Source organism: Pseudomonas cerasi (assembly GCF_027983475.1).
GTDB lineage: Bacteria > Pseudomonadota > Gammaproteobacteria > Pseudomonadales > Pseudomonadaceae > Aquipseudomonas > Aquipseudomonas cerasi.
Window position 1 is genome coordinate 244,227 of record NZ_JAQJVM010000002.1, and the last position, 18,288, is coordinate 262,514.

Annotated in this window: 19 protein-coding genes; all 19 read right to left on the reverse strand. The window is 59.6% G+C overall.

Going from position 1 to position 18,288, the window contains the following annotated elements:
* Nucleotides 1-202: 202 nt before the first annotated feature.
* Entirely contained in the window at nucleotides 203-943 is a 741-nt protein-coding gene (gene fliA, locus PI739_RS10215) for an RNA polymerase sigma factor FliA (protein WP_002554271.1), read from the reverse strand.
* Nucleotides 940-1,773: a flagellar synthesis regulator FleN gene (gene fleN / locus PI739_RS10220; protein WP_003412391.1), complete on the reverse strand. Its 834-nt coding sequence runs from the start codon at nucleotides 1,771-1,773 to the stop codon at nucleotides 940-942. The genes fliA and fleN overlap by 4 nt, the downstream gene beginning before the upstream one ends.
* A 115-nt stretch (nucleotides 1,774-1,888) precedes the next feature.
* The gene (flhF, locus tag PI739_RS10225; RefSeq protein WP_003436114.1) at nucleotides 1,889-3,217 is read right to left on the reverse strand and encodes a flagellar biosynthesis GTPase FlhF; all 1,329 of its coding nucleotides are present in this window, start codon (nucleotides 3,215-3,217) and stop codon (nucleotides 1,889-1,891) included.
* A gap of 11 nt (nucleotides 3,218-3,228) precedes the next feature.
* Nucleotides 3,229-5,358, reverse strand: a complete 2,130-nt coding sequence (flhA, locus tag PI739_RS10230; RefSeq protein WP_003436113.1) for a flagellar biosynthesis protein FlhA — start codon at nucleotides 5,356-5,358, stop codon at nucleotides 3,229-3,231.
* Between the two features lie 249 nt (nucleotides 5,359-5,607).
* Nucleotides 5,608-6,744 carry a flagellar biosynthesis protein FlhB gene (flhB, locus tag PI739_RS10235; RefSeq protein ID WP_003370155.1) on the reverse strand — a complete coding sequence of 379 codons (1,137 nt, stop codon included), beginning with the start codon at nucleotides 6,742-6,744 and terminating at the stop codon, nucleotides 5,608-5,610.
* The gene (fliR, locus tag PI739_RS10240) at nucleotides 6,745-7,530 is read right to left on the reverse strand and encodes a flagellar biosynthetic protein FliR (protein WP_032609911.1); all 786 of its coding nucleotides are present in this window, start codon (nucleotides 7,528-7,530) and stop codon (nucleotides 6,745-6,747) included.
* A 6-nt stretch (nucleotides 7,531-7,536) separates the two neighbouring features.
* The gene (locus tag PI739_RS10245) at nucleotides 7,537-7,806 is read right to left on the reverse strand and encodes a flagellar biosynthetic protein FliQ (RefSeq protein ID WP_002554277.1); all 270 of its coding nucleotides are present in this window, start codon (nucleotides 7,804-7,806) and stop codon (nucleotides 7,537-7,539) included.
* Nucleotides 7,807-7,831: 25 nt separating this feature from the next.
* Nucleotides 7,832-8,584 carry a flagellar type III secretion system pore protein FliP gene (gene fliP, locus PI739_RS10250; protein WP_003370151.1) on the reverse strand — a complete coding sequence of 251 codons (753 nt, stop codon included), beginning with the start codon at nucleotides 8,582-8,584 and terminating at the stop codon, nucleotides 7,832-7,834.
* Nucleotides 8,584-9,024 carry a flagellar biosynthetic protein FliO gene (gene fliO, locus PI739_RS10255; RefSeq protein WP_003436111.1) on the reverse strand — a complete coding sequence of 147 codons (441 nt, stop codon included), beginning with the start codon at nucleotides 9,022-9,024 and terminating at the stop codon, nucleotides 8,584-8,586. The genes fliP and fliO overlap by 1 nt, the downstream gene beginning before the upstream one ends.
* Nucleotides 9,025-9,483 (reverse strand): flagellar motor switch protein FliN, encoded by a 459-nt coding sequence (gene fliN / locus PI739_RS10260; protein ID WP_003370145.1) that lies wholly within the window; start codon nucleotides 9,481-9,483, stop codon nucleotides 9,025-9,027. It lies immediately after the preceding gene.
* 61 nt (nucleotides 9,484-9,544) lie between these two features.
* A complete protein-coding gene (fliM, locus tag PI739_RS10265; RefSeq protein WP_003412410.1) occupies nucleotides 9,545-10,513 on the reverse strand; it encodes a flagellar motor switch protein FliM in 969 nt (322 codons plus the stop codon).
* A gap of 9 nt (nucleotides 10,514-10,522) precedes the next feature.
* On the reverse strand, nucleotides 10,523-11,035 hold the full coding sequence (fliL, locus tag PI739_RS10270; protein WP_003370139.1) for a flagellar basal body-associated protein FliL: 513 nt from the start codon (nucleotides 11,033-11,035) through the stop codon (nucleotides 10,523-10,525).
* Nucleotides 11,036-11,657: 622 nt separating this feature from the next.
* Nucleotides 11,658-13,061, reverse strand: a complete 1,404-nt coding sequence (locus tag PI739_RS10275; protein ID WP_054081563.1) for a flagellar hook-length control protein FliK — start codon at nucleotides 13,059-13,061, stop codon at nucleotides 11,658-11,660.
* 108 nt (nucleotides 13,062-13,169) lie between these two features.
* On the reverse strand, nucleotides 13,170-13,526 hold the full coding sequence (locus PI739_RS10280; protein WP_003370135.1) for an Hpt domain-containing protein: 357 nt from the start codon (nucleotides 13,524-13,526) through the stop codon (nucleotides 13,170-13,172).
* A 34-nt stretch (nucleotides 13,527-13,560) separates the two neighbouring features.
* The gene (locus PI739_RS10285) at nucleotides 13,561-15,267 is read right to left on the reverse strand and encodes a fused response regulator/phosphatase (RefSeq protein WP_003370133.1); all 1,707 of its coding nucleotides are present in this window, start codon (nucleotides 15,265-15,267) and stop codon (nucleotides 13,561-13,563) included.
* The gene (locus PI739_RS10290; protein ID WP_003370131.1) at nucleotides 15,227-15,574 is read right to left on the reverse strand and encodes an STAS domain-containing protein; all 348 of its coding nucleotides are present in this window, start codon (nucleotides 15,572-15,574) and stop codon (nucleotides 15,227-15,229) included. The genes PI739_RS10285 and PI739_RS10290 overlap by 41 nt, the downstream gene beginning before the upstream one ends.
* Before the next feature lie 83 nt (nucleotides 15,575-15,657).
* Complete coding sequence (gene fliJ / locus PI739_RS10295; RefSeq protein ID WP_002554288.1) at nucleotides 15,658-16,107, reverse strand: flagellar export protein FliJ; 450 nt, start codon at nucleotides 16,105-16,107, stop codon at nucleotides 15,658-15,660.
* Between the two features lie 6 nt (nucleotides 16,108-16,113).
* A complete protein-coding gene (gene fliI, locus PI739_RS10300) occupies nucleotides 16,114-17,472 on the reverse strand; it encodes a flagellar protein export ATPase FliI (protein ID WP_003370128.1) in 1,359 nt (452 codons plus the stop codon).
* The gene (gene fliH, locus PI739_RS10305) at nucleotides 17,462-18,280 is read right to left on the reverse strand and encodes a flagellar assembly protein FliH (protein WP_003370126.1); all 819 of its coding nucleotides are present in this window, start codon (nucleotides 18,278-18,280) and stop codon (nucleotides 17,462-17,464) included. Before fliH ends, fliI begins: the two co-directional genes overlap by 11 nt.
* Nucleotides 18,281-18,288: the final 8 nt, after the last annotated feature.

Sequence of the window (18,288 nt, forward strand, 5' to 3'; positions counted from 1 at the left end):
CGCTGTTCACTCAATACTGGCACAGCACACCCCCGGCTGTACGAAACGACGACGGGCTTGGCACAACAACAGGCAAGGACCTGAGAAACAAGCCCATCGAGGCAATACCTGACAGGCTTCTGACGGGTCCACCCCGTTACCACGTAACGCTCTGCACAGCCGGCTTGCAGTCAACGCGCGGCCATAGACCGCACATTGCCTGTCAACGCGCTCGCCACTCCCCCAAACGCCCTCGCAAACGAGCTGCGCACTGGCTGTGTAACTGACTGACCCGCGATTCGCTGACCCCGAGAACCTCTCCGATTTCCTTGAGGTTCAGCTCTTCGTCGTAGTACAGCGCCAACACCAGACGCTCGCGCTCTGGCAGATTGGCAATTGCATCGGCCAACGCAGCCTGGAAGCGCTCGTCTTCCAGGTCGCGCGACGGCTCAAGCGATCCGCTTGCGCCATCCTCGTGCAGCCCTTCATGATCGCCGTCCTGCAGCAGGTCGTCGAAACTGAAGAGGCGGCTGCCCAAGGTGTCATTCAAAATCCCGTAGTAATCATCGAGACTCAACTGGAGTTCGGCCGCAACCTCGTGATCTTTAGCGTCACGGCCGGTTTTAGCTTCAATTGCCCGAATTGCGTCACTGACCATACGCGTATTACGGTGTACCGAGCGTGGCGCCCAGTCCCCCTTACGCACCTCATCGAGCATCGCACCCCGGATGCGAATGCCGGCATAGGTCTCGAAACTCGCACCCTTGGTGGAATCATACTTGGTGGAGACTTCAAGCAGGCCGATCATGCCGGCCTGGATCAGATCCTCGACCTGCACACTGGCCGGCAAGCGCGCCAGCAGATGATAAGCGATACGTTTGACCAGTGGCGCATAGCGCTCGATCAACTCGTATTGTGAATTACGGGAAGCCTTGCTGTACATCTGGTAGCCGCTCGCAGTCATTGCACAGGCCCTGCACTGGTCTGGTGAACGAGTCGCTCAACGAAGAACTCGAGATGACCCCGCGGGTTGGCTGGCAACGGCCAGGTATCAACCTTCTGGGCAATGGCCTTGAAGGCCAGTGCACATTTGGAACGCGGGAATGCTTCGTAGACGGCGCGCTGTTTCTGTACCGCCTTGCGTACGCACTCGTCGTACGGCACGGCACCTACATACTGCAGCGCAACATCGAGAAAACGATCCGTCACTTTGGTCAGCTTGGCGAACAGGTTGCGCCCTTCCTGCGGGCTCTGTGCCATGTTGGCCAGCACCCGGAAGCGGTTCATGCCGTAATCGCGGTTAAGCAGTTTGATCAGGGCGTAGGCATCGGTGATCGACGTGGGCTCGTCGCACACCACCAGCAGCACTTCCTGAGCGGCGCGCACGAAGCTGACCACCGACTCGCCGATACCGGCAGCCGTGTCGATCACCAGCACATCGAGGTTGTCACCAATCTCGCTGAACGCCTGGATCAGGCCGGCATGCTGGGCGGGCGACAGATGCACCATGCTCTGGGTGCCGGAAGCAGCGGGTACGATTCGAACCCCGCCCGGCCCCTGCAACAGCACGTCGCGTAACTCACAACGCCCCTCGATGACATCGGCAAGCGTGCGCTTGGGCGTCAACCCGAGCAGCACGTCGACATTGGCCAGACCCAGATCGGCGTCCAGCAGCATGACGCGACGGCCAAGCTCGGCAAGGGCCAGTGAAAGGTTCACTGACACGTTAGTCTTACCGACGCCACCTTTGCCACCGGTCACCGCGATAACCTGTACGGGATGCATGCTGCCCATGTTATTTCTTTACCTTGTCTTGCGTAGACCGAAACCACATCGAGGGCTGCACGTTCGCGTATGAACACTGCATGGCAGACCGTTGACGCAGGGACATTCCAATAATATCCATCACTTAACCCACTCTCTTGCCAGGGGTGTGATAGAGGTCAGCAAACATATCAGCCATTGCTTCCTCGCTAGGCTCATCCTGCATCTGCACACTCACCGCGCGGCTTACCAGCTGATGACGACGCGGAATATGCAGGTCATCAGGAATGCGTGGTCCGTCCGTGAGATAGGCCACAGGTAATTCGTGACTGATCGCCAGGCTCAGGACTTCGCCGAGGCTGGCTGTTTCATCAAGCTTGGTCAGAATGCATCCGGCCAGGCCACAACGCTTGTAACTGTGATACGCGGCTGTCAGCACCTGCTTCTGGCTGGTGGTTGCCAGCACCAGATAGTTGCGCGACTTGATGCCGCGACCCGCGAGGCTTTCCAGCTGCATGCGCAGCGCAGGATCACTGGCCTGCAGCCCGGCGGTGTCAATCAGCACCACGCGCTTGCGCAGCAGCGGTTCCAGCGCCTGAACCAGAGACTGGCCAGGATCGACATGGGTGACCGGCACGTTGAGGATGCGCCCAAGGGTCTTGAGCTGCTCCTGCGCGCCGATACGGAAACTGTCCATGCTGACCAGTGCGATATTCTGCGGGCCGTACTTCAACACGTAACGTGCTGCCAGTTTGGCCAGGGTGGTGGTCTTGCCCATGCCGGCAGGACCGACCATTGCAATCACGCCGCCCTCCTCGAGCGGCTCGACTTCCGGCACGGCGATCATGCGTGCCAGATGAGCCAGCAGCATGCGCCAGGCCTGACGAGGCTCGTCGATCTCCGGGATCATCGACAGCAGATCGCGTGACAGCGGGCCGGACAAGCCGACACGTTGCAGGCGACGCCACAGATTGGCCTGCTGCGGACGACTGCCCTGCAACTGGTTCCAGGCCAGCGAGCCGAGCTGGACTTCCAGCAGCTCGCGCAGGCCGTTCAATTCGGAGCGCATCGAGTCATAGGCGCGCTGGCCAACGGCAGGCTCGGCGGCCTGTGGCGGTGCGTACGCGAATGGGCGCGGCGGCTCTTCGAGCGTCGGTTCGATGTGCGTATCGGCAGGGTTGACCGGCTTGCCGGAAAACAGCTGCAGGTTGACCGATGCGTCGCTGTCGCTGCGGTTGTTCAATTCGGCCTGGGCGGAGACGATGCGCGACTGAGTCTTGCGCAGCTCGTCTTCCAGCTCCATGTTCGGCACACGCGGTGCCAGGGCGGACAGCTTGTAATCCAGAGCAGCAGTCAGCTCTACGCCACCAGCAATGCGCCGGTTACCGATGATGGCCGCTTCAGCGCCCAGCTCATCGCGAACCAGCTTCATGGCTTGACGCATATCGGCGGCGAAAAATCGCTTAACTTGCATGACTCACTACCTCAGCCGTTTGGCCCGACAGTCGCTACGATGGTTACTTGCTTGTTGTCCGGAATTTCCTGATACGCCAGAACATGCATGTTCGGTACAGCCAATCGTCCAAATCGTGACAGCATCGCCCGGACAGGCCCTGCTACCAGAAGAATTACCGGCAACCCTTGCATCTCCTGACGCTGGGCGGCCTCAATCAACGAACGCTGGAGCTTCTCAGCCATGCTTGGCTCAAGAAGAACGCCTTCTTCCTGACCCTGACCAGCCTTCTGCAAACTATTGAGCAATATCTGTTCCAACCTTGGTTCCAGAGTGATAACAGGCAGCTCCGGCTCAACGCCTACAATGCTTTGGACGATTGCGCGGCTCAGACCCACTCGCACTGCGGCCACCAAAGCGGCGGTATCTTGACTCTTCCCGGCGTTGTTGGCGATAGCCTCTGCAATGCTGCGAATGTCCCGCACAGGTACGTGTTCAGCCAGCAGCGCCTGCAGCACATTGAGCAGCGAAGACAGCGACAGCACGCCAGGCACCAGCTCTTCAGCCAGCTTGGGCGAGCTTTTGGCCAGCAACTGCATCAATTGCTGGACTTCCTCGTGGCCGATCAGCTCATGCGAATGCTTGTAGAGAATCTGGTTCAAGTGGGTTGCCACTACAGTACTGGCATCGACGACGGTGTACCCCAGCGACTGCGCCTGACTGCGCTGGCTGATTTCGATCCACACGGCTTCCAGACCAAACGCCGGGTCTCTGGCGGTAATGCCGTTCAGGGTGCCGAACACTTGACCGGGGTTGATCGCCAGTTCGCGATCAGGGTAGATCTCGGCCTCGGCCAGAATCACGCCCATCAGCGTCAGACGATAGGCACTGGGCGCCAGATCGAGGTTGTCGCGAATGTGCACGGTGGGCATCAGGAAGCCGAGCTCTTGCGAGAGCTTCTTGCGCACGCCCTTGATACGCGCCAGCAGCTGACCGCCCTGGTTGCGATCCACCAGCGGAATCAGGCGGTAACCCACTTCCAGGCCGATGATATCGATGGGCGTCACGTCATCCCAACCCAGTTCCTTGGCGTCCTGAACGCGGGTCGGCGAAGGCAGCAGGTCCTGTTGACGCTGCACTTCGGCCAGCGCCTCGACTTTCACCTGATTTTCTTTCTTCCAGAGCAGATACGCGCCGCCTGCAGCCACCAGGCCGAGGCTGATGAAGGAGAAGTGCGGCATGCCCGGCACCAGCCCCATCACGATCATGACCGCAGCGGAAACCGCCAGCGCCTTGGGCGAAGCGAACATCTGACGATTGATGAGCTTGCCCATCTCTTCCGAACCGGAAGCACGGGTCACCATGATCGCGGCGGCGGTGGACAGCAGCAGTGATGGCAATTGCGCCACCAAACCGTCACCGATGGTCAGCAGGGTGTAAACGCGGCCTGCGTCGGCGAAGGTCATGTTGTGTTGCAGGATACCGACCAGCATGCCGCCAATCAGGTTGATGAACAGAATCAGCAGACCGGCAATCGCATCGCCGCGCACGAATTTACTGGCACCGTCCATGGAACCGTAGAACTCGGCTTCCTGGGCAACTTCGGCACGGCGGCGCTTGGCTTCGGGCTGATCGATGAGGCCGGCGTTGAGGTCGGCGTCGATCGCCATCTGTTTGCCGGGCATCGCGTCGAGGGTGAAGCGCGCGCTCACCTCGGAAATACGGCCGGCACCCTTGGTGATTACCACGAAGTTGATGATCATCAGAATCGCGAACACCACGATACCAACGACATAGTTACCACCGATCACCACTTCACCGAAGGCCTGAATCACCTTGCCCGCAGCGGCGTGGCCGTCCTGCCCGTGAAGCATGACCACCCGAGTGGAAGCGACGTTCAGCGCCAGACGCAGCAACGTGGCGACAAGCAGAATGGTCGGAAATACCGAGAAGTCCAGCGGCCGCAGGGCGTACACACACACCAGCAGCACGACGATGGAGAGTGCGATGTTGAACGTGAAGAACACGTCCAGCAGGAATGGCGGCATAGGCAACATCATCATTGCCATCATGACCAGCAACAACAACGGAACGCCCAACTGACCACGGCCCAGGCCTGTGATATTGCTGCGTGCGCTACTGAGTAATTGAGAGCGATCCACTGATTCGTTACCTGCGCACTAGATCAAAACATTGACGCCGATGGCGCCCTGTATCGACCCTGTTGCAAAAAGCTGTCCAACTTTTACAAAGCCAGTGGCAGTAAGGCTTTAGACACAGAAGTCACGTAAATCCAGTGCGCTGAGCGCAGTCAGAAAAATCTTCTCGTTTGCCTGTGCAAGAGCGGACGCGGAGCGTCTGAAACCTGGGCCTTTCAGATTGATGCCCGAACGTCGCGAGAGGGGACCGGACTACGCGTCGCGCTGCAGGTCGGGAGGGATTTTGATGTCGCCCAGAGGGTCGGGGCGCTTGCCCTGGCCGGCGCGGAACTGGCGGATCTGATAGACGTAGGCCAGCACCTGGGCGACGGCCAGATACAGGCCGGCGGGAATTTCCTGATCGAGCTCGGTGCTGTAGTAAATGGAACGCGCCAGTGCCGCAGATTCCAGAATCAGGATCTCGTTATGCGCGCCGATTTCGCGAATTTTCAGCGCCACCAGATCAGTACCCTTGGCCAGCAACATCGGTGCCCCGCCCTGCTCGGGATCGTATTTGAGGGCGACGGCGAAGTGTGTCGGGTTGGTAATGATCACGTCAGCCTCAGGGACGGAGGCCATCATGCGTCGCTGGGACATTTCACGCTGCAACTGGCGAATACGTTGCTTGACCTCTGGGCTGCCCTCGCTGTTCTTGTGCTCGTCGCGCACCTCCTGCTTGGTCATCAGCAGCTTCTTGTGCGCCTCATACAACACGAACGGCACGTCCGCCGCCGCGATGAATATCAGGCCACACGCCATCCAGAAACTGCTCCAGCCCACCACCATCAGGCTGTGAATCATGGCCTGCTCAAGCGGCTCGTGGGCAATCGCGACCAGGTCCTTGCGCTCATTGTTCAGGACCACCAGCGCAACCGCCAGAGTGATCAGGAATTTGCCGAAAGACTTGAGCAATTCGACCAGCGCATGCGGCGAAAACATGCGTTTGAGCCCTGCTGCCGGATTCATGCGGCTGAACTTGGGCATCAATGATTTGGTGGCGAACAGCCAGCCGCCGAGCATGATCGGCCCCACCAGTGCGGCAACCAGCATGGCGATCAGAAACGGCAGGACCACGATCAGCGCGTGCATCCCGGAACTGAGCAGCGCCTTGCCCATGTAGGACTGATCCATCAGGGTTTCGCGGGATATCGTGAAGTTGTCACGCATCAGCTCGGACATCATCAGGGCGATATCGGAGCCGAACATCAACAGCCCGCCCGCCCCCATCAGCATCACCACCAGCGTGGTCAGCTCCTTGGAGCGAGCGATCTGGCCGTCAGCCCGTGAGTCCTTGACCTTTTTTTCCGTGGGGTCTTCTGTCTTGTCCTGGCCATTCTCGTTTTCTGCCATTCAACGAGCCCTCACCATGTCGCGCAACGCCTGCAAGGCCTGCGTAGCGATCGGTTGATACTGATTGAGAATGTCGCCCATGGTCATCCACAGAATGACCATGCCCAACACCAGCGTGAGCGGGAAACCGATGGAAAAGATGTTGAGCTGCGGCGCGGCACGGGTCATGACGCCAAAAGCGATGTTGATGATCAGCAGCGCGGTAATCGCAGGCAACACCAGCCGCAGACCCGAAGCCAGTACCCAGCCCAACCCGTTGGCCAGCTCCCAGAAGTTATTGACCAGCAAACCACTGCCGACCGGCATCGTGGTAAAGCTCTCGACGAGGATTTCCAGCACCACCAGATGACCGTTCATGGCCAGGAACAACAGGGTGACCAGCATCGTGAAGAACTGGCCAATGGTGGCGGAGGAGACACCGTTGGTAGGGTCGACCATCGAAGCAAAGCCCATCCCCATCTGCGTGGAGATGATCTGGCCCGCGACCACAAAGATATGAAAGAACAACTGCAGCGACAGGCCCATCCCGGCGCCGATGATGATCTGTTCGCCGATCAGCAATAGCGCGCTCAGGTCGAGCGCCTGCACGGGCGGCATGGCTGGCAGCGCAGGCGCGACCACCACGGTGATCGCCACGGCGAGGTACATGCGCACCCGACGCGGGACCAGCGTGGTGCCGATGATCGGCATGGTCATCAGCAACGCGATGATGCGAAACAGCGGCAACATGAAGCTGGCTACCCAAGTACTGATCTGGGTATCGGTCAGCGCGAGCATCGGCTGCATGCGATGCTAGCCGATCAGAGTCGGAATACTGGTGTACAACGACAGCATGTATTCCATGAATATTTTCAACAGCCACGGGCCGATGACGATGAGGGTGACGAGCATCACCAGCAGGCGCGGCAGGAAGCTCAGGGTCTGTTCGTTGATCTGCGTGGCCGCCTGAAACATTGCCACCAGCAGACCGCACAACAGGCTTGGCACAACAAGAATCGCAACCAGCACAGTGGTCAGCCACAGGGCCTCGCGGAACAGATCGACGGCTACTTCCGGCGTCATCGGGCAGACTCCTCAGTGAAACGGCTCATACGCCACCAAAACTGCCGGCCAGGGTGCCGACAATCAGCGCCCAGCCGTCCACCAGCACAAACAGCATGATCTTGAACGGCAGAGAAATGATCAGCGGCGACAGCATCATCATACCCATCGCCATCAGCACACTGGCCACCACCAGATCGATGATCAGAAACGGAATGAAGATCATGAAGCCGATCTGAAACGCTGTCTTGAGCTCCGAAATCACGAACGCCGGAACCAGAATGGTCAACGGCGCGGCATCCGGGGTCGGGATGTCGGTGCGCTTGGACAGACGCATGAACAGCTCGAGGTCGCTGGTGCGCGTCTGGGCCAGCATGAAGTCCTTGATCGGCACTTGCGCCTTGGCCACCGCATCCTGCGCCGAAAGCTTCTCGGCCAGATAAGGCTGCAAGGCATCCTGATTCACCCGGTCGAATACCGGCGCCATGATGAACATGGTCAGAAACAACGCCATGCCGGTGAGGATCTGGTTCGACGGCGTCTGCTGCAAGCCGAGGGCCTGACGCAGAATCGAGAAGACGATGATGATCCGCGTGAAGCTGGTCATCAACATGACGAACGCCGGAATGAAGCTCAGCGCGGTCATGATCAGCAGAATCTGCAGACTGACCGAATACTCCTGCTGACCATCGGCACCATTGGACAGCGTGATCGCCTGGATCGACAGCGGATCGGCCGCCAGCGCAGCGGGCGTCACCATCACCAGCAACAGCAGTATCAGGAAACGCAAGGCGCCCATTACTTCTTGTCCTTATCCTTGCCCATCAGCTCCATCAGGCGCTGAGCGAATTCAGGGGTAGCCTGCTCGCGCACCGGCACCTGCACGGGCTCCTTGAGCACATGCAAAGGCGTGATTCGCCCGGGCGTAATGCCCAGCAGCACTTGTTCATTGCCGATCTGCACCAGCACCAGCCGATCACGCGGCCCCAGCGCGCGCGAGCTCACCAGCTCGATCACCTGATTGCTGTTCGGCCCGACGCGCTGCACCCGGCGCATCAGCCACGCGAGTACGAAAATCAGGCCAATCACCAGGATCAGACCGAACAGCAGTTGCACCACCTGCCCGCCCATACCGCCGGAGACCGTATTGGCCACTTGTGCAGGCGCCGCCTGAACGGCGGGTTCGGCGGCCCAGGCCAGCGATGGCAGGGTCAGCAGAACACTCAGCCAGCGCCTCACTTAGCGCAGCTTCTTGATGCGTTCGCTCGGGCTGATCACGTCGGTCAGACGGATGCCGAACTTTTCATTGACCACCACCACCTCGCCATGCGCGATCAGTGTGCCGTTGACCAGCACATCAAGGGGTTCGCCTGCCAGACGATCCAGTTCGATCACCGAGCCCTGGTTGAGCTGCAGCAGGTTGCGGATGTTGATGTCGGTACTGCCCACTTCCATGGAGATCGACACCGGAATGTCGAGAATCACATCCAGGTTGGGACCATCCAGAGAAACCGGACCGGTGCTTTTCGGCACGCTGCCAAACTCTTCCATCGCCATCCGGCTACCCGAATTTCCGGCATCCGCAGCCAGCAGCGCATCGATATCAGCCTGGCTGTCGCCAGCTTCGCCCAATGCAGCAGCCCACTCATCCGCCAATGCCTGATCTTCAGCAGACATCGTATCGTTTTCATCAGCCATCGGTTGTCCTCTGCACGCAGTATTTCAGTTACGCAACAATTTCCGACGTTGACCAGACTGGTCAGCGTCGCGCTATGGGTTCGATTACTTGCAGGGCCATCTTGCCCTTGTGCGAGCCAAGCTTGACCTTGAACGAAGGTACGCCATTGGCACGCAAGACCAGCGAATCGCCCAGTTCCACAGGGATCACATCACCAGGGCGCATGTGCAGGATGTCCCGCAATGGCAACTGGCGCTGGGCGATGGTCGTGGTGAGCGGAACGTTGACGTCCAGCACGTCTTCCTTGAGCGCGTTGACCCAGCGCTCGTCCTGGTCGTCCAGATCGGACTGGAAACCGGCGTCGAGCATTTCGCGGATCGGCTCGATCATCGAGTACGGCATGGTCACGTGCAGATCGCCGCCACCGCCATCGAGTTCGATGTGGAAGGTGGAGATCACTACAGCCTCGCTCGGCCCGACGATGTTGGCCATGGCCGGGTTCACTTCCGAGTTGATGTACTCGAAATTGACTTCCATGATCGCCTGCCAGGCCTCCTTGAGGTCGACAAACGCCTGATCCAGCACCATGCGCACGACACGCAGTTCGGTTGGCGTGAACTCTCGGCCTTCGATCTTGGCGTGACGACCGTCACCGCCGAAAAAGTTATCCACCAACTTGAACACCAGCTTGGCGTCAAGAATGAACAGCGCGGTGCCACGCAGCGGCTTGATCTTGGCCAGATTGAGGCTGGTCGGCACGTACAGGGAATGCACGTACTCACCGAACTTCATGACCTGAACACCGCCCACCGCCACGTCCGCCGAGCGGCGCAGCAGGTTGAACATGCTGATGCGTGTGTAGCGGGCGAAGCGCTCGTTGATCATTTCCAGCGTCGGCATGCGTCCGCGGACGATCCGGTCCTGGCTGGTCAGGTCGTAACTTTTGACACTCCCAGGTTCGCTGTTGTTGTCAGTCTGGACCATCCCATCGTCGACGCCATGCAGCAGCGCATCGATCTCGTCCTGGGAGAGCAGGTCTTGCACGGCCATGTGAGAGTCCTACTGCAATACGAAGTTAGTGAAGAGCAGCTGTTCGATCACAGTCTTGCCGAGTTCTTTCTGCGCGACTTCCTGAATGCTGGCGGTCGCTTTCTGACGCAGCATTTCCTGGCCGATCGGCGAAGCCAGCGATTCGAAGGGAATGGCTGCAAACAGCATGACCAGATTGTTGCGGATCAATGGCATGTGGACCTTCAGCGCTTCCATGTCGGCTGCGTTACGGCCCAGCATGGTGATGCTCACCTGCATGTAGCGTTGGCGGCCATTGGCGTTGAAGTTGACCACGAAGGCCGGGGTCATCGGTTCGAACACCGCCACTGGCTTGACGTTGGCTGCTGCTGCGGCCGCCGCTGGATCTTCCTTGCTTTCGCTCTTGTGCATGAGGAACCAGGTCGCGCCCACCGACAAGCCTACGGCCAGCAGCAGCGCCACGACGGCGATGATAATGAGCTTGAGTTTGCCTTTACCTTTGCCTGTGGTCGCGGGGTCTTTAACTTCTTCGCTCTGCGCCATGCCAATAATCCGTCACTATTCAAGAGGTTCTTCAATACGTGACAGAGGCAGAGCAAGTGTTATGCCAGAGTTGTACGAGGCGGAGATGTATTGGACACAAACGGTTACGCGCCTGGGCGCGGAGGGATCGTGATTCTTGTGAAAGCACTTTAGGGCAGTTTGGCTAAAGGCACAGTTCGGGAGCTAATGACTATCGTTCCCCACGCTCCGCGTGGGAATGCAGTTCATGACGTCGTGTCGCGGCTGCCACGACTATCGTCCCCACGCTCCGCGTGGAAATGCAGTTCATGACGTCGTGTCGCGGCTGCCACGACTATCGTCCTCACGCTCCGCGTGGGAATGCAGTTCGTGACGCTTCGCGTCACACAATGGTTTTTCGTTCTCAGGTGGATTGAGGTTCGACTCAAATCACCTTTTCGCCCCTCGGCGACCTGCTTTGATGGGGCCAAAGTAGGCACAACCCGCAACTCCGTTTCCGGCCCGACCTCGTCGGGCTCCTTCGCCCTGTCACTTACGTCGCAATCTGGGTCGTCTGTGCCATCGCGTTAAAAAAGCATTTCTGCGCCATCAAGTTCATGCAATGCATGACATCGCGTCGCGGCTGCCATGCAACTCAAGAGCCTCACGCGTAATAATCGATCTCGCTGGTGCCGATCACACGTGCCGCTGGCTGGCTGACCGGTATGGCTGCATCGATGCCTGCGATTTCATCGGAGGTATCGCTGGAACTCATGCCACCGCCACGACCGCTGCGCTGGGCACGGCTGGCCTGCTCCTGAGCCTGTTGCTGGGCCTGCTGTTGCGACTGGTCGGAAACATTGACGTCGACGTTGCCAAGCCCCTGCTGCACGAACGACTCACGCAACTTCGACATCTGGCTTTCCAGTGCATCACGTACACCCATATGGGCGCTCATGAAGGTCACCTGGGTCTGCTGCTCAGGCGCCATGTTGATACGAATATCGAGACGACCGAGTTCGGCAGGTTCCAGCTTGATATCGGCGGTCTTGAGATTCTGGCTCGACAGGTACATGACGCGGTCGACGATGCCTTCGGTCCAGCCGCTTTGATGCATCGCCAACGGCTGGTTCATCAAGGGCGCGGCAGGTGCTGCCGCCGCGCGTGCGGGTTGCGCGGCCTGACTGAGCGCAGCGAGGCGATCGGCAAAGTTGTCGACGCGCGTGTCGCCGGCGGCGCCTTTGACATCCTTCAGACCCTCACCGATCAAACCGCTGAATGACTTGTCACTGCTTTCAGTGCTGCTGCCTTCGGAGGGAAGTTGCTCGCTCAGGACCGACAGGTTATTGACGATATTCTGATTGGGGTCAGCTTCAGCGTTGCTCGGCGTCGCCTTGTTGGCAGCCTGGGCGTTCTGCGCAGCCAGTTGAGTCTTGGCAGTGGCGTTTTCCAGCGCCAACTGCACGGCATCCAGACCGTCCAGCGGATCGGCGTCGGGATTGAAGGCGTCTTCGGCCACGACTGGCGGTGCCGCCTGAGCGGTGGTGAGCGCCGAGACCACTGGTGCGGTGACAACTTCCGCACTTGGTGGTGCCTTGGCTACAGGCGCCGCGGGAGCCTGTGCGGCCATTGCCTGCAATGCCGGGTCAAGGGCCGGATCGACGACCGCCTGGCCCTCAGTCAGCGCCGGATCGGCAGAGGCCTGCGCATCGTCCTGCTTCGAGTCGGAATGCGCCGCATCATCATCCGCACTTGCCGACTTGGCTGGCAAATCATTGCCGCTATCGGCAACGCTCGACTTGTCGGCGGCATTCGTCTGATCGCTTGCAGGCTTGTCCTTGCCAGCGGCAACCTTGTCCTTGTCAGGCGCGGTCTTGTCGCGAGCTGGTTTTACGGGCGCATCGTCACGCGCAGGGACGGTGTCTTTCGCCTGCTTTGCATAGACATTGGAAAAGCTGGAGGCCCCGTCCTTGCTGCTGTCAGCAGACTTGACCGCATTGTTGGCCACACCGGACCTGGCGGTCACAGAGGTTGTGGCCTGAAGAAGCGCATTGGTAGCAAGGGGCATTTCGGTCTCCGCATCAGCTGCTGGTTATCGCCTTACCAGAGTAGCTAGCAATATGCGGGCCAATTTTTAAATGATCTCCATAACGGGAATCGAGGGAGACTTCAGGGCTCAGCTGACGAACAGCTGCCGCTCGGAATTGAACAACCCGCGAATCGTCATGTATTCGCTGTCGATTGTGCCAATCAATTCTGCCAGACCTGCGAACTGCTGCTGGCGGGCTTGCTCCTCGAGCTGGCGACATAGCTCGGAAAGCTGCAAGGCGCCCATGTTACTGCTGCTGCCCTTGAAACTGTGAGCGTTAAGGCTCAGTTCCTGGAAATCAGGATTGCGCGACCCGACAGCCAGACGCAACTGCGCGATACGCTGCTCGGAATCCTTGAGAAAAACATCCAGCAAGGTTGGATATTCGTCCTCCATGACCTCCTGCAAGGCAGTCAAAACGCTGTAATCCAGATGAATCGACACTTGTTCACTCCTTGATCAAGACTCCAGGCGGGGATTATGCCACTCCCTCCCAGCAAAATTCCACGCAGGCGGTCCTGCCATCCCTGGACCACCTGGCCTCGCGACTCAATTCACAGACCAGATGCAGCCCGCGACCATACAGTTCATTGCTGGCAGGCGTCAGCGTCCGGGTCTTTTCCACATCGAAACCCTGGCCGCTGTCCTCGACACTGAGGGTCAGCCGACCGCCCTGCTCGACCGCTTCGACCTGCAGGCTCACCCGGATGAAGCCTGACTGCAGCCTGTCGAGACGCTCTGCCCGCTGCTGATAATAGAGCGCGAACCCCGTTGCATCGTGCTTGAGCGCCGAATCCAACCCTAGCACACCGTGCTCCAGCGCATTGCTGTACAGCTCGCCGAGCACCATGTGCAGTGCGGCACCCTGATCACGCAGGCCATGTACCTCCAGCAGCAATTGCAGGACATAAGGCAGAGGGTTGAAACGCTTGAGCGTCGAGGCACGAAACTCGAAACTGGCCGACCAGTCCAGCGGGCTGGAGGCGCCGCTGTCCGAATACATCATGACAGGCAAATTTTCCAGCGGCGCCTCGACAGCGCTGACCTCCAACAGGCTGACATCGTCACGCGCCTTGCCGCCAAACTCGTTGAGCGCCACGAGGATCTCCTCGATCAGCAAGTGCGGCTCGCGATTGGCAGACAGAACCTGTCGCAGACGTTGCGCGCCGAACAGCTCTTCCTGACTGTTACTGGTATCAAGCACGCCGTCGGACAGCAGAAATATGCGGTCACCCGGCGCCAACGGATACACGTCGGTGCGCGCGTCGAAGGCATCGACGCTCAATACGCCCAATGGCAGATGATTCGAGGCCAGCGGCACATGCTCGCCCTGCGCGCCGCGCAACAGGTAGCCGTCGGGCAGGCCACCGCTCCAGACCTCGACCTGCCGCTGCGGCAGATTGATACACAGCAGCGTCGCACAACAAAACATATCGACCGGGAGGATGCGTTTGAGCTTGGCGTTCATTTCACGGAGGATTTCAACCAGGCCATAGCCCTTGGCGGTCATGCCGTAGAACACTTCTGCAAGTGGCATCGCACCCACCGCAGCCGGCAAGCCATGTCCGGTGAAATCCCCGAGCAGCACCTGCATGTGCCCGGCGGGTGTGTAGGCGGCCAGCATCAGGTCGCCGTTGAACAGTGCGTAGGGGGACTGCAGGTAGCGGATATTGCTCGCCCCCAGGCAACCGGCGTGGGCGATCTGATCGAACACCGCCTTGGCGACACGCTGCTCATTGAGCAGATACTCATGGTGCCTGGCGATCTGGTCACGCTGCTGGCGGACAGTTTCGTGCAATACCCGCAGACGGTTCATGGCGTTGAGCTTGGCGGCCAGTACCAGCGGGTTGTAAGGCTTGGACATGAAATCGTCGCCACCGGCGTCCAGGCAACGTGCAAGCGCTTCGCCTTCGGTGAGCGAGGTCAGGAAGATGATCGGCACCAGCGATTCGCCGGTCAATGCCTTGATCCTTCGCGCCGCTTCGAAGCCATCCATGACCGGCATCATGGCGTCCATCAGAATCAACTGCGGGCTTTCAGCCTTGAAGATGGCGACCGCTTCGACACCATTGGCAGCGCTAAGAACCCGATGCCCCTGCCGCGCTACGATAGTTGAAAGCAGAAGCCGGTCACTGGCGCTGTCGTCAGCGATCAGAATGCACAGTTTTTTCAGGGCTGGTTGCACTGGGTATGCTCAATTCGAACAGCTTCGAGAAATTGGAAATGGCCAGAATCTTCAGCACATCGGGCGTGCAGTTGACCAGGCGCACCAATGCCTTGTCACCCCCGGCGTGATCGCGCAGCAGTAACAGCATCCCCAGCGCAGAGCTGTCCAGGTAATGAGTACCGCGCAGGTCGACCACGTAATTTAGCGACTGCGGATAGTCCTCATAGGCAGCGCGAAACGCCTGATGGGAATTGAAATCGAAGCGTCCTTCGATAAAAAGGGTCAGCGTCTGGCCATCGGCAGAACGTTCGGAAGTGACAGTCATGGGAACCTCGAGGTGTTTCATCACCGAGACATTGATAGCGTAGACCAGCCAGAGAGATCACTGCGGTCTGATTGAGTCAAACGTCAGAATTGTTCATGGCGCGGCAGGCGCTGCGATAACTCGTCGAGCAGTTTCTGCTCGCGCTTGTCCTCCAGCCTGCGCGCCTCGTCCATGTAGCGCTGCACCAGCTTGCGCAAGCCCTCTACCCGCGCGTAGCAATCCTGCCAGGCGCTGCGCGCCCGATCCAGATTGGCTTTGTGCCATTCGAGACTTTTGTATTGCTGGGCAACGGCGACATCGAGCTGACTGAGAAAGCGCTGATAACCCAGCAGCCATTGCCCGGAAACCCCGGCACTGCCGCGCTGCAACCATTGCTGCTGATAATCCTGGCGAAACTGGTCAAGCTCCTGCAACTTGTTGTTGGCAAGGTTGACCTGCCCCTGGAAGTGCCCAAGGCGCTGGGCGGCGGTTCGCTCGGCAGCTTCTGCCATCTCGACCACTGGCGCCAGACGCGCCGCTCGACTCTGGGCCATGGATTATCAGCCGCCAGGCGCTGGTGCGAAGATCGACGCCAGCGCCTCGCTGCTGCCTTGTATGCTTTCGTTGTCACGCAGGCCCTGACGCTGGTAGCGCACCAGGACCGGATGCAGCGCAATGGCCATGTCCGTTTCGCGATCGCCGCCTGCTACATAGGCCCCCACGCTGATGAGGTCGCGAGTCTGCTGATAGCGTGACCACAACTGTTTGAAATGCTGCGCACGCGCCATGTGCTCGGGGCTGACCACGGCGGGCATGACCCGGCTGATGGACGCTTCGATGTCGATGGCCGGGTAATGCCCCTCTTCGGCCAGGCGCCGGGACAACACGATGTGACCGTCGAGTACGCCACGCGCCGAGTCGGCAATCGGGTCCTGCTGGTCATCACCCTCCGACAGCACCGTGTAAAACGCGGTGATCGAACCACCACCCGCCTCGGCATTGCCGGCGCGTTCGACCAGTTTGGGCAAGCGGGCGAAGACCGAAGGCGGATAGCCCTTGGTGGCCGGCGGCTCGCCAATGGCCAGTGCGATTTCCCGCTGAGCCTGAGCAAAACGGGTCAGGGAGTCCATCAGCAACAGGACATTCTTGCCCTTGTCACGAAAGTATTCGGCGATTCGCGTGCAATACATCGCTGCTCGCAAGCGCATCAGAGGCGCGTCATCGGCTGGCGAGGCGACCACCACCGAACGTTTCAGGCCCTCTTCGCCGAGAATGTGCTCGATGAACTCCTTGACCTCACGGCCCCGCTCACCGATCAGGCCGACGACGATGATGTCTGCCTCGGTGAAGCGCGTCATCATGCCGAGCAGCACACTCTTGCCCACGCCCGTACCGGCAAACAGCCCGAGACGCTGACCGCGGCCAACCGTCAATAAACCGTTGATGCAGCGAATGCCGACATCCAGTGGCTGGCTGATGGGGTCGCGCTTGAGCGGGTTGATGGTCGGGCCATCCATCGGCACCCAGTCTTCGGCCTTGATCGGCGAGCGACCATCCAGCGGGCGACCGGCACCATCAAGCACCCGGCCCAGCATGCTCATGCCCATCGGCAGGCGACCGGTGTCGGCCAGCGGCACGACCCGCGCGCCAGGCGCGATGCCCGCCACGCTGCCGACCGGCATCAGAAACACCTTGCTACCGGAAAAACCCATCACTTCGGCTTCGACTTCAACCGGATGATGGCTGTCGTCATTGATGACCACACAGCGGCTACCCATTGCCGCACGCAGCCCCTCAGCCTCAAGCGTCAGGCCTACCATGCGCAGCAGGCGGCCTTCCACTACGGGTTGGGCAGGCAAACTGATCGACTCGGCATAGGAACCGAGGCGCTTGGCGAAACTGGTGCGTTCAAGGCGCATCGAGGGTATCCGCGTCGGATTCTTCAACATTGGCTGCATTGCCTGGCGAGGCATCCAGATCGACGCTCAGATCGGCTGCCGCAGGATGGGTTACCTGTTCATGCAACTGGTCGTGCATCTTGGAAATTGCCAGGGCGATGCGTGTTTCGACGCTGGCATCGATGCGGCTATGCTCGGTTTCGATACGGCAACCGCCCGGCAGCAAGTCTTCGTCTTCGACGATCTTCCACGACTCCTCATGACGTTCGCGCATGGCCTTGACCAGCAGAAAGTCCTGAGGGTTTATGAAAATTCGCACATTCTGCGCGCCCATCGGTAATAGCTTGAGGGCATCGCGCAGGACGCTGGCAATCTGCGCAGAATCTGTGACCAGTTCACGCTGGATAACCTGACGCGCGATGTGCTCGACCAGGAGAATGACGGCCTTTTCGATCTGAGTGTCCTGCTCGGCGATGGGTGTCAGCAGGTTACCCATCAGTTGTTCCAGGCTGGCGACTTTTGCCGCAAGAACGACCTCCGCTTCCTGACGCACTTTTAGCTGAGTACTGTGAAAACCTTCCTTTTCACCGGTGGCGAAGCCTTCGTTCCAGGCCTCCTGGCGAATACTTTCCAGCTCTTCCAGAGTCAGTGGCTGGACTTCCTCCAGCGGCACTTCTTCCATCTCGGCCGGTTCGTCGACCAGCTCGGGCTCCGGTTCTGGTTCTGGCTCCACGTGCGGATCGAAGCTGGGCAGCGCCCAGATGTCGAGTAACCCGGCGTCCTTGGCGCGAATGAGGTCGCTGGCCGATTCTTTATTGGAACTGGACATGAGTCGGC